Genomic DNA, 12,401 nt, shown 5'->3' with positions numbered 1-12,401 from the left:
ATAAATTTATACAGAAGTACAATAGAGTTCACAAGCTAATAGTTGAACATTCATAAAAACCCCATATACTTAGGAAATTACTAACAATAAGCTCAAAGCATGAATAATGATTTAGATAACACCACAAAACAAGAAGCACTTAAGTACCATAATAAAAGTGGTAAACCTGGTAAGGTATCAGTTATACCAACAAAACCCTTATCCACACAGCATGACCTATCACTTGCTTATTCTCCTGGTGTTGCAGCCCCATGCCTTGCAATAGCTAAAAATCCTGAGGATGTTTATGATTACACAGCAAAAAGCAATTATGTAGCTGTTATTTCAAATGGCACCGCAGTACTGGGACTTGGTAATATCGGTCCTCTTGCTTCAAAACCCGTCATGGAAGGCAAAGCTGTTTTATTTAAGCGTTTTGCTGACATTGATGCAATCGATATAGAAGTTGACACAGAAAATATAGAAAATTTCATCAATGCAGTAAGGTATCTTGGCTCAAGTTGGGGGGGAATAAATCTAGAAGATATAAGATCTCCTGATTGTTTCATAATAGAGAAACGTCTAAATGAATTGATGGATATTCCAGTTTTCCACGATGATCAACACGGAACTGCAGTAGTTGTTGCAGCTGGTATAGAAAATGCCCTCGATATTGTTGGAAAGAAATTAGGAAATGTAAAGATCATCATGAATGGTGCTGGAGCAGCTGGTATTGCGTGTTTGGAAATACTGAAGTCTATGGGTGCTAAGAACATAGTACTATGTGACAAACAAGGAGTAATACACAAAGACAGAAAAGAGGATATGAATGAGTGGAAAGAAAAATATGCAATTGACACTAAAGAACGTTCCTTGCTCGATGCCATAAAAGATGCTGATGTATTCATCGGACTCTCTGCAAAGGATGTGCTCAGTGAAGAGATGTTAAAAAGCATGGGTAAAGACCCAATCATTTTTGCTCTTGCTAACCCTGATCCAGAAATAAGGCCTGAATTTGCAAAATCTGTAAGGCCAGATGCAATAATTGCAACTGGTAGGTCAGACTATAACAACCAAGTCAATAACGTAATGGGATTTCCTTACATATTCAGAGGAACACTCGACGTACATGCAACGACAATAAATGATGAAATGAAAATTGCCGCTGCAGATGCAATAGCAAAGCTTGCTCGCGAGCCAGTGCCGCACGAGATATCTGCAGCCTATGGTGGTCGTAAAATGAGCTATGGACGTGAATATATAATACCTACTCCATTTGACCCAAGATTAATTTCTATAGTATCTCCTGCTGTTGCAAAAGCTGCAGTTACCTCAGGTGTAGCAAGAAAGGAAATAAAGGACTGGAATGAGTATGCAAGTCAATTAAAATCTCGTCTTGCTAGTGCTCTCAGCACGCTGAATCTATTGTCTTCACAATAATCAATTGCATATTTTAGACTTATAATTAAAATAAACTGATGACTATTACAATTCACGAGTTAGAGAAAATTATCAAACAATCATTTCCTGATGCTGATATAAAAATTAAAGACCTTGCTGGAGATGATGATCACTACCATTTAAAAATAACTTCCAAGTGTTTCTCTGGAAAGACAAAAATAGAACAACACAGAATGGTATACAAGGCTCTTGAAGGTCAGTCTATACATGCATTGCAACTAGAAACTGGAGCTTAAAATTAAGGTGATATTTATGAACAACTTTGAACAAATAAAAAAAGACATAGCAGAAAACGATGTAGTGCTGTATATGAAAGGCACCTCTGACTTTCCTCAATGCGGATTCTCTGGGCTCGTCGTATCAATTCTCAAAAATTTGAATGTAAAGTTTAAATGCATCAACGTACTTGAGAATGATGAAATACGTCAGTCCATAAAAAGTTTTTCTGATTGGCCAACAATTCCACAAATATATATAAAGGGAGAGTTTATTGGTGGCTGTGACATAATCCGCGAGATGTATGAAAAAGGTGAATTACAAAATTTGTTAAAAGAAAAAAAGGTTATTGCGGAGTAAGTTTACACAGCAAAGTGGCAAAATAAAAACATAGTGTCAGTGTCCAGACACTACCTTCTTTTCTGGATTTCAGTGTCAGCTACTTGAATCACAGAACTCGATGTCATGAAAGTAGCTGACACTGGAGTTATACCTTATCACCAGGCTTAACAAATAGATGGCCCAATGTTATTAACTTTATAGGCTTATCTTCGTTATTTACCACCACCCAAACACCATCATCTTCATGATCAACAATTTCTATTGCTGTAAATACTACATAATTATTGTTATCAACAATCTTTATTCCAAGAACGCCATCATCACTTAAACTTAAGGCCGAAGAAGGAATTTTATATGCAAATCTTTCACCTGAAGGGAGGCTTACACTAGCAGTCAGTCCTTGCAAGGATATAATCTCATTATCAGTTACCTTTACCTCCACTCTATAAGATCCAGTTTTAGGCTCAGCAATTTTACTAATAAAACTCACTTCACCTACTAATTCCCTTCCGTCTAGCAAATTAATTTGCGCTGCACTACCCAGTTTTATTTTATTTACTTCATTTTCTGAAACATACAACACTACAAGAACTTGATCAAAATTAACTATGTCAGTTATCTTCTGTCCAGAATTAACAAAATCCCCTTCATTTACGTTGATCTTATCTACATAACCATCAATAGGGGATTTAATCGCAGTATTTTCCAAATCCAACTCTAGCCTTTTTAGGTCAGGTTTTGCACTCTGCAATGCAGTAAAAGCTGCTTCCACTTTTATTTGTGCTCCATACCCTTTTGTATTCAATTTTCGAGAGGAATCATACTCAATTTCACGCTGCTTTAATAAAGCTTTGGCTTTTTCAACTTGCTCAACTCTGTCATAATCTTCTATCTTTAAAATTACATCGCCTCTTTTTACTTTTTCACCATCAGACAAATAAATAGCAATAACTTGACCACTTGTTCTTGAGACAAGGCTTGCCCTATGCAAGGGATTTACTGTACCAGAAAAATTTAAATATACAGTGCGATTTTGTGGAGTATAATCCTGAGTTTTTACTGAAAAACTACTAGTTGGATTATCACTATTAACTGCTTGATCTTTTTTTAAAAATGTACTGTTGATAAAAAACAGTAGAATAAGAGCAATACTGGAAACAATGATTACTTTGCTTCTCATCCTTAAGCAGTAAAATTTATTGACCAATCTTGTTAGAAATAACTGCATAAACTTTTGAATCAAAAGTGTAAGTATAATACATCTATTGTCACTCTATAAACAGTTTTATGTGAGCAAATTTTCCTAAAATTAAGTAAGTTTGCTAAAATGCAATTTTTAATCAAGAAACCTTATCCGAAAAGTTATTATGTCAATATAAGAATTAACATTATATTAGCATATAAGTACTAACGTAGTGTTAGTTTTATAATTAAGGAGTATATTATGACAAATCCTGTACTAAACCCTCCATTTCAATGGAAGGCACTTCATGATTGCTATAGAGAATGTGAAGAAAAGTCACCAGGTAATAGTTGGCAGGTAACAGCAGAGCAAAATAACTGCAAGTGGTACTGTCATCTGAAAGATACTCATGGCTTATTTAAATCTGATTCACAAGAAGAGTCGACACCTATTGATATAAGTAGTACATTCAGAGAGATTGGAAATAAATTCTATGATCTCGCAGATTCAGTGTCTGTTCTATAGTAAAATAAAGGATCAAAGTTCAATTAGTAAGTCTACTTTTGTAGACTTACTCTCTCATATTGACTCAACTGTAGCGCTGAAGTGCTAATGCCTGAGCTTTTTTTTACTGACTTTCCGTATTTTCAGGAAGAGGAGATCCTTGACCTTACCCAGAAAAAGTAGACAGAAAGTTAAGACGTTTTTGAAGTAAAATAAAACGTTTTTTCAAAGAGGTGTGGTATGACAAAAAGAAAAGAATATACAGCAGAATTCAAAATTGAAGCTATAAGACTAGTAAAAGAAACAGGTCAATCATCAGCAAAAATAGCAAGAGATTTGGGTATTAGCGGTAAGCAGATGGGTAAAAACATACAATGATAGAATGTCTGGAGTAGATGCGTTTCCAGGAAAGGGGAAAGTAGCTCATTGTGACAAAGAAAAGTTTGATTTAAAGAAAGAGCTGGCAAGAGTAACGAGGGAAAGAGACATTTTAAAAAAAGCCCTGGGATATTTTGCAAACCAAAAAGAGTAAAATATTCTTTTATAAAAGAACATGAAAACTGCTATAAAATACGGGAATTATGCAGATTTTTGAACGTATCTGCTTGTGGTTATTATAAATGGATTACTAAGGAAAAAAACAACAAAAAATCAATAAGAGAAGAGCTCATACAAGATATTCAGAAGGTATATCGATCATCACAATGCAGATACGGAGCTCCTAAAATTCACGCTGAATTAAAGGCTTTAGGTAAAAATTATAACATCAAAACAGTGCAAAATATTATGCAGAAAAATGGCATTCAAGCTAAGCTTAGACGAAAGTTTAAAAGTAAAAAACCACAAATAGACAATAGAGTTATAACTCCTAACATATTAAATCAGAATTTCATCGCTGATCAACCTAACAAGATATGGGTAACTGATATTACGTACATAAAAACTAATGAAGGATGGTTATATTTGGCAGCAATAATAGATTTATATTCACGCATGGTGATTGGGTGGTCAATGAGTAATGCAGTAAATAGGCAATTAGTTATAGATGCGTTATTCATGGCTATTGGTAGGCGCAAATCTCCTAAAAATCTACTATTTCATAGCGATCAAGGATCGCAATACACCTCTAAAAATTATCAATTTTTACTAAGTACAAAAAATATTACTTCTAGTATGAGTCACAAAGGTTGTTGTTATGATAATGCTGTTTCAGAGAGCTTTTTTAGTTCACTTAAGAGAGAGTTACTCATTGATACTTCACAACACTCTGCACAACAAGCTAAAACCGCAATATTTGAATATATAGAAATTTTTTATAATAAACAGCGTAGACATTCTACTATTAACTATTGCATTCCTGAGCTTTTTGATTCATCATTCTCATAGCAAAAACGTCTTAACTTTCTGTCTACTTTTTCTGGGTAAGGTCAATTGTCTATATAAGTTATTTCACCATTTACCACTTTCATTAAACCAGAACATAAAACTGGCTTACCACCTGCAAGAGTTGAATGACGATAAGCCCATTCGCTTTTGTTAACATTAATATGTTCATGAGTTACTAGCTTTCCGTCAAGCGTGATCACATAAGCTACACAACCTTTTTTATCCTTACTAATTTTATCAGTTGTATCATATAGTTTGCCTTTAAAGCCTTTTAACTTGTTACCTTCCATTTCTGGCATTAAGTCAACGTATAATTTTCCTTTATAAGGAATGTTGGTATATTCTGCTTGGTCATCTGGCGTAAAATACTTAACCCTTGTATTAGTTCCAGGAATTTTTCTTCCTTCAACTCCAACTTCTGGAAACAAATTATATCGTGGAAAAAAATAAGTAAAATTATTCTCTATCCAATACAGAATCTTATTTATGATACCAAAAACTTTTCTATTACCTAAATCAATAGAGAGTTGCTGTTCCTTTGGTACTGCTAGATGATTGGACTTTGTAACAGATTTGCCAAATTCTTTGGCAGCATATTTAAACTTTTCTAGTAAATATTCCTTACGTTCTTTTGATACTGACATTTTTACCTCACTCACTATTATTTTATCTTATATTATTTTAAACAAAAAGTCAATCTTTCTTAAGATATTAAGAAAAAAAAGTAGCAGCAAAATAACTAAACTGACTTAGATTTATCGACAATTTGAAAAATCATCATTCCGCTACTTGTTAGCGAAATCTATGTTCGTACAGTTGTGCTGCCCAACAAACTTATGCTAAGCTGTGCTGCCACTAATTTTGCAATCGGTACTCTATAGGGCGAGCATGACACATAATCAACCCCTGATTTGATCAAAAACTCTATGGACTGTGGATTCGCTCCATGCTCTCCACATATACCAAGTTTAATTTCTTTTCTGGTTTTTTTGCCCCTTTCGATAGCTATTCTGATTAATTCCCCTACCCCTTCGACATCTAGCACCTCAAAGGGATCGTTTTTGAATATGTTGCTTTCCTTATAAGAATCGAGGAAATTAACTGAATCATCTCGTGAAAGTCCCATAGTTGTTTGTGTTAAATCATTAGTGCCAAAACTAAAAAATTCTGCGTGTTTTGCGAGTTTGTCAGCAATAAGTGCTGCTCTTGGCAGTTCTATCATCGTTCCGATTGAATAATTCACATCGAAATTTTTAGCTTCTTTCTTTACTAACTCGCATATCAGAACAAACTCTTTCTCGCTAATGATAAAAGGAATCATGATTTCAGGTTTCACTTCTATCTTCTTTTCTTTCCTTAATTCACTTGCAGCACTGAGTATTGCCCTAATCTGCATTTTATATATTTCAGGATGAGAAATAGCAAGCCTACAACCTCGATGGCCAAGCATTGGATTTTTTTCTGATAACTGTACTATTTTATTTTTTACCGATTCAACTGACTTATTCAGTGATCTGGCGATTTTTTCTATAATCGATTGATCATGAGGTAAAAACTCATGTAGAGGTGGATCAAGTAATCTTATAGTGACTTCCTTGCCCTCCATAATAGAAAACATTTCTTTGAAATCAGACTTTTGCATTTCTTCGAGTTTATTTAATGCATTTGCCCTTTCATTTTCATCATCAGCTATTATCAATTTTTGAATGAATTCGATTCTATCACTAGCAAAAAACATATGTTCTGTGCGACATAATCCTATACCTTCTGCACCGAATTCTTTCGCAATTTTTGCATCTTTTGGAGTATCAGCATTCGCTCTCACCTTCACTGTTTTGATTTTATCTACCCAGTTAATTATCGTTTTGAACTCTTGAGATAATTCAGGCAAAACTGTCGGAAGAATACCAAGCATAACCTCTCCTGTTCCTCCGTCGATGGTGATTGGTTCACCTTTATTTACTTTTATATCCCCCATAGAAAGAAATTTTTCATCTTTATCAATATAAAGTCCACTTAGACTACAAATACATGGTTTACCCATTCCACGAGTTACAACAGCGGCATGGGAGGTCATACCTCCCCTCGCTGTTACTATTCCACTTGCAGCATTCATTCCATTAATATCTTCAGGGCTCGTCTCTGATCTTACCAAAATTACTTTTTTACCCTGCTCTGCAGCTTTTTCAGCATCACTTGCACTGAATACTACATATCCAGAAGCAACACCTGGAGAAGCTGGCAGTCCTTTGCCTATTACTTCTTGATCGATTTTAACATCAAGAACTGGATGTAATAAATTGTCAAAGGTTTTTGGATCAATTCTCAATATTCCTTCCTCTTTTGTAATCGCTCCTTCTTCTACCATATCAACTATTATGCGAATAGCAGCTTTGGCTGTGCGCTTGCCAGACCTAGTCTGCAAAATCCATAACTTACCGTCCTGTACAGTAAATTCGATATCCTGCATGTCTTTATAATGCCTTTCAAGTTTTTCACATACCACGCATAATTCTCGATAGACACTTGGTAGCAACTTCTCCATGGTACTTTCTTGCTCCCCGTCAATTGGCATAGGAGTATAAACACCAGAAACCACATCCTCACCCTGAGCATTAACTAAAAACTCACCAAAAAGCTTTTTTTCTCCAGTTGAAGGATTCCTTGTAAATATCACACCAGTTGCTGAATTATCATTCAGATTACCAAAAACCATTGCTTGTACATTAACTGCAGTTCCAAGGTTTTCAGGAATATTATTTATTTTTCTATAGGAAACAGCTCTATCATTTTGCCAAGAAGAAAACACTGCATTTACTGAATTGAGTAACTGTTCTTCAACGTTCTGCGGGAAATTTTTTCCTATTTTCTCATATACTACATCTTTGAAATCATTAACAATCCCCTTTAAAACATCAACATCAAGATCAGCTAAGCTTTTTGCTCCACTTTTTTGCTGTTCACTATCAATAATGTCTTGAAATAGGTTGTGGTCAAGCTGTAGTACAACATTCGAGTACATCATGATGAAACGGCAGTAGCTATCGTAAGCAAAACGTTCGCCACTTTTTTTTGCAAGACCAACAACGGTTGCATCATTTAGGCCAACATTTAGGACTGTATCGAGCATGCCCGGCATTGAATTCACACTACCAGAACGTATGGAAACTAATAAAGGATTATTTGAATCCCCGAATTTACAACCGATGTCACTTTCGAGCATCGCCATGTAGTTTTTTATCTCGTTACGTAGATCACACGACAATTCATTATCTTGACAATAGGCCTGACAAACAGCAGTGGAAATTGTAAAACCAGGTGGAACAGGAATGCCAATGTTACACATCTCTGCCAGATTTGCTCCCTTCCCTCCTAGTAGATTTCTCATTGCTGCATTGCCTTCACAGTTGCTTTGGCTAAAGTAATATATTAACTTTTCTTGCATTTTTTTTCGGATTTTCACTAATAAACATACTATACATACTATTCTAATAAATTTGTCAGGCAGGAGTAATAAATTTTGTAAAATTCAGCACAATTAAATAGCCTCTTTTCCTTTCATTCTAGTGTCCCTATTGTCATTCAAGTCTGTCATCTCAATGAACTCTATGATATCATTCCAGCACTTGACGCTGGAATCCAGTTCGTCCATAATCTCAACAAAAACGTTGTGTTTTAGCATAATTTTGTGCTCAATATGATTATTTATAGTAAAGACTTCTGGATTCCAGCATCAAGTGCTGGAATGACACCGTCATACCTGTTGGAGTATGAATGTAGCCTTATCTCACACTCCTGTCATCCCAGTACTGGTATCCAGAAAACTGATCAAGTAATAAGAACTAGTCACGCGCTGGCTCTCTTAAATTACTTTAACTATAAGTGTTAAGAAATTTACCAATCAAAAAAAGGCAAAAGAATCCACATGGTGCTAATTTTATTACTGTAATTGATAATGTGCTAACGCTTTAAATAAGCGCGATCTGGCCGAATGTAGAAAAAATAAAAAAGGCATGCAGCCGCCATAATTTCGCCAATAAATACAAGATTTGTCAAGAAGCTTCTATTAAATGAAAGTTATGAAAAAATCTATTGCAAGTCTTTTAATATTCTGTTAAGAGCTGGAACAAATAAAAATTATTATGTTTGGATTAGAGAATAAGAAATTTCTGATTACTGGTGCATCAGGCGGAATAGGCCAGGCAATTGTAGAAATTATGCATAAGGCCAGAGCAACTTTATGTATTTCTAGTACAAAAAAAGAAATAATCGAAGAAGTTGCTAAAAAATATGAAAAAAACATTCACGTACTTCCTTGCAACTTATCAAATCCTAAAGAGGTAAATCAACTAATAAATAAAGCAAGTGAGTTGATGAAAGGCTTTGATGGACTCATATGCAATGCAGGAATTACACAAGACAGCTTATTGTTGAGAATGACAGATGAAGCATGGCAAAAAGTGATTGACATTAATTTGACCTCCACATTTAAGCTAAATAGAGAAGCATGCAAGAAATTCATTAAAAATAATTGGGGAAGAATCATAAATATTTCCTCAATAGTAGGATTGACAGGAAATGCCGGGCAAGCAAATTATGCAGCTTCTAAAGCTGGGATAATAGCCATGAGTAAATCTATAGCAAAAGAAGTTGCAAGTCGTAATGTAACAGTAAATTGTATTGCTCCTGGATTTATAGATACTAAAATGACTGAAGTTTTAAATGAAGGACAAAAGGAAAAAATATTAGATAACATCCCAATGAAAAGAATGGGAACAGGAAAAGAAATAGCAGCAGGAGTATTGTTTTTAGCAAGCGATGAGGCAAAATATATAACGGGACATGTGCTTAACATCAATGGTGGGCTATTTATGTAGCAACACTTATTTATGGACAAATTATAAGTTTTACTTTAAAATGAGTATATATATAAGTTTATTTTCGCGTTAGTTTATTACTTGGAGGCAAAAGAATGAGCTGTATAATAAAAAAATTTTTTAATGCTTTATGTATAGTGCTGTTTCTCTCTTTTTCAGATTACGCAAATGCTGCTAATGATATAGATGACACAACTGCCCAAGTAATATGCAATATTATTGGTTATATTTGGGGAATAGGTGGACCACTTATGACTGTAGTCATAATAGGTGCAGCTTTGCTTGCAATATTTGGTAGAATGCCATGGCCAGCTCTCTTTGCCTTAGGTATGTTTTGTGGTGTATTTTTTGGTGCCAAAACGATTATAACGAAAATTATACCCAATATAAGCGATGAAGTAAGAGAGACGTTGAATAAGTGTGGAGAAAGATAACCTAAAAATAAGTGTGTTTTTGTGTGTATTGTTCCTTCATGTCCTCAATTTGCAGCAGGCAAGAGCTATCTTTCGGTAAAGTTTTAATAGCTAACTCAGCGTATTTCATAAATTTCTCTAAATTACCTTCAATACAAGCCTTTTTCGTCAAAGCAAAATAATACATTGCCATATCAGCGCTACGTTTATATGCAATACTTAAATACTTCCAGACAAAGGCGTTATTTGTTTCTACGCTTGCAACCTGCTCTAGGTAAAAAATTGCCTTCTCTATTTCACCGTGTAATAATAAAGTATGAGATAACGCAAGTTTCACTAAATAGTTATTCTTCTCAGATAAATATCTAAGTGATTCTTCATACATTTTTATTGCTTCACTTAAATTTCCAGCTTTGTATAACATCTCCGCTTTTAATTCATATAAATAAGGATCATTGCGTGACTCTTGAATCAATGAATTAACTTTAGTAATAGCCTCTTCTATCTTTCCTTGCCTATAGTGAATTACAGCATTTACATACTTAGAACTACCTTCATATTTATTAGATAACACATGAATAGGAGCAAAGAAAGAGTCTAGCTTTGCAACCATACGCTCAAACTTCAGCAATTTATCTGCAAGGATTGGTTTTATATTGTTTTTAACCTTATAATTCTGTACAGCAAATATACGCTTATCACTAAGTGGGTGAGTGCGGAAATACTCTTCAGTGTTTTCATGCTCAATACTCTTAAAATAGTCAAAAATCTCTTTCATACCCAAATTATCATAGCCAGATTCATCTAGGTATCTTAAAGCATAGCTATCTGCTACACTCTCTTGCTCTTGAGAATAGTTAAAAAACAACCTTGAACTAAGCGTTACACCACTAAGCAAGATTGCACTCGCAACCTGAGGGTTAATGACAATACTAGAAACTAATCCTACCATATAACTAATCATTGCTATTGATTGAAAATAACCTACAGCACTACTCATTTGTAATACATGACCAGCAGATATATGAGCAATTTCATGTGCTAATATACCAAGTAAGACATAAGGTTCAGTCGAATATTGTAAAAGCCCTAAATGAATGAAAATGCTATTATTGTTAATTACAAAAGCATTAATCGATCTATCATCAACTATAAAAACTTTTATTTTATCATTATCAATACCCGCAGCAGAAAATAAAGGTTGCGCTAGATCCTTAACTACCGCTTCCACTTCACTATCTCTAATAATACTAACAGAGTAAGCGCTATTACAGTATACGAAAAAAAATAGTAAAACAAAAAGCTTAGACATGGAAATTCCTTGTTTGTATAACTTTGAGGAATTTTATATTTTAACACTTAAACTATACGAATCTATAAACGCTAGTTTAAATTTTGAACGTAACTGATAAGTTTATCAATGGTAGTTAACTTAATATTATGTTGTTCAGCAAATTCAAGCAACTGGGGTAAGCGCATCATAGATCCATCATCATTCACTAGCTCACACCCTACAGCCGCATGATTAGATCCAACCAATTTTGCTATCTCAACACTTGCCTCAGTATGACCGTTGCGTGCTAAAACCCCGCCCTCACTTGCAATAATAGGAAAAACATGACCAGGAGTAATAATATCATCCTTAGTACTTTTTTCATCAATAGCGGTAAGTATCGTATGCGTTCTATCATGAGCAGAAACACCCGTTGTAATACCATAACGAGCATCAACTGACGTAGTAAATGCAGTGTGAGGAATAAGTGCTTCATCTACATTACTTCTCTTCATAAATTCAAGGCTAAGTTTATTCATGTAAAACTTCGTCATAGCTAAAAACACAATACCAGTGCCATACCTAACCATAAAAGCAATATGTTCTGGCTTCACCTTTTCAGCTAAAACAACCAAATCACCTTCATTCTCTCTATTTTCATTATCAACTAAAATAAATAATTTACCGGAACGCGCATCCTCTAATACATCTTCCACAGAAGAGATACCTGATAGACTAATTGAAGGATAAGTTACTTGTACCATGAT

Annotated in this window: 11 protein-coding genes and 2 pseudogenes; 7 read left to right on the top strand and 6 right to left on the bottom strand. The window is 34.5% G+C overall.

What is annotated here, in order from left to right:
* Positions 1-99 precede the first annotated feature (99 nt).
* The 3 genes from BVG17_RS05825 to grxD are packed head-to-tail and all read left to right on the top strand — an operon-like array spanning position 100 to position 2,016.
* On the top strand, positions 100-1,419 hold the full coding sequence (locus BVG17_RS05825; RefSeq protein WP_017532513.1) for a malic enzyme-like NAD(P)-binding protein: 1,320 nt from the start codon (positions 100-102) through the stop codon (positions 1,417-1,419).
* A gap of 38 nt (positions 1,420-1,457) precedes the next feature.
* A complete protein-coding gene (locus tag BVG17_RS05820; protein ID WP_006012412.1) occupies positions 1,458-1,676 on the top strand; it encodes a BolA/IbaG family iron-sulfur metabolism protein in 219 nt (72 codons plus the stop codon).
* A 16-nt stretch (positions 1,677-1,692) separates the two neighbouring features.
* Positions 1,693-2,016, top strand: a complete 324-nt coding sequence (gene grxD / locus BVG17_RS05815; RefSeq protein WP_063631065.1) for a Grx4 family monothiol glutaredoxin — start codon at positions 1,693-1,695, stop codon at positions 2,014-2,016.
* Between the two features lie 127 nt (positions 2,017-2,143).
* Here the strand turns inward: grxD and BVG17_RS05810 are convergent, their stop codons facing one another.
* Positions 2,144-3,178 (bottom strand): efflux RND transporter periplasmic adaptor subunit, encoded by a 1,035-nt coding sequence (locus BVG17_RS05810; RefSeq protein ID WP_241654178.1) that lies wholly within the window; start codon positions 3,176-3,178, stop codon positions 2,144-2,146.
* Between the two features lie 264 nt (positions 3,179-3,442).
* Between BVG17_RS05810 and BVG17_RS05805 the strand changes: the two genes are divergently transcribed.
* Positions 3,443-3,706, top strand: coding sequence for a hypothetical protein (locus BVG17_RS05805; protein ID WP_063631063.1), 264 nt, complete (start codon positions 3,443-3,445; stop codon positions 3,704-3,706).
* A 219-nt stretch (positions 3,707-3,925) separates the two neighbouring features.
* Positions 3,926-5,071: pseudogene (locus BVG17_RS05795) on the top strand (IS3 family transposase).
* 44 nt (positions 5,072-5,115) lie between these two features.
* Here the strand turns inward: BVG17_RS05795 and BVG17_RS05790 are convergent.
* The 3 genes and pseudogenes from BVG17_RS05790 to BVG17_RS08825 form a co-directional block, all read right to left on the bottom strand.
* Positions 5,116-5,715 (bottom strand): annotated as a pseudogene (locus BVG17_RS05790) (hypothetical protein); the annotation flags it as partial.
* Between the two features lie 158 nt (positions 5,716-5,873).
* Entirely contained in the window at positions 5,874-8,516 is a 2,643-nt protein-coding gene (ppdK, locus tag BVG17_RS05785; protein WP_063631062.1) for a pyruvate, phosphate dikinase, read from the bottom strand.
* A 93-nt stretch (positions 8,517-8,609) separates the two neighbouring features.
* On the bottom strand, positions 8,610-8,753 hold the full coding sequence (locus BVG17_RS08825) for a hypothetical protein (protein WP_162848925.1): 144 nt from the start codon (positions 8,751-8,753) through the stop codon (positions 8,610-8,612).
* Positions 8,754-9,213: 460 nt separating this feature from the next.
* Here BVG17_RS08825 and fabG point away from each other — a divergent pair, with 460 nt between their 5' ends.
* Together fabG and BVG17_RS05775 are read left to right on the top strand one after the other, a co-directional pair.
* Positions 9,214-9,948 (top strand): 3-oxoacyl-[acyl-carrier-protein] reductase, encoded by a 735-nt coding sequence (gene fabG / locus BVG17_RS05780; RefSeq protein ID WP_063631061.1) that lies wholly within the window; start codon positions 9,214-9,216, stop codon positions 9,946-9,948.
* A 95-nt stretch (positions 9,949-10,043) separates the two neighbouring features.
* Complete coding sequence (locus BVG17_RS05775; RefSeq protein ID WP_063631060.1) at positions 10,044-10,382, top strand: TrbC/VirB2 family protein; 339 nt, start codon at positions 10,044-10,046, stop codon at positions 10,380-10,382.
* A 1-nt stretch (position 10,383) separates the two neighbouring features.
* Here BVG17_RS05775 and BVG17_RS05770 read toward each other — a convergent pair whose 3' ends face one another.
* The gene (locus BVG17_RS05770; RefSeq protein WP_063631059.1) at positions 10,384-11,673 is read right to left on the bottom strand and encodes a M48 family metalloprotease; all 1,290 of its coding nucleotides are present in this window, start codon (positions 11,671-11,673) and stop codon (positions 10,384-10,386) included.
* Positions 11,674-11,744: 71 nt separating this feature from the next.
* Positions 11,745-12,398 carry a 3,4-dihydroxy-2-butanone-4-phosphate synthase gene (gene ribB / locus BVG17_RS05765; protein WP_063631058.1) on the bottom strand — a complete coding sequence of 218 codons (654 nt, stop codon included), beginning with the start codon at positions 12,396-12,398 and terminating at the stop codon, positions 11,745-11,747.
* Positions 12,399-12,401: the final 3 nt, after the last annotated feature.

It is taken from the genome of Wolbachia endosymbiont of Laodelphax striatellus (assembly GCF_007115015.1).
GTDB lineage: Bacteria > Pseudomonadota > Alphaproteobacteria > Rickettsiales > Anaplasmataceae > Wolbachia.
The sequence above is the reverse complement of the archived record's forward strand: the minus strand, read 5'-3'. Positions and strand labels throughout refer to the sequence as shown.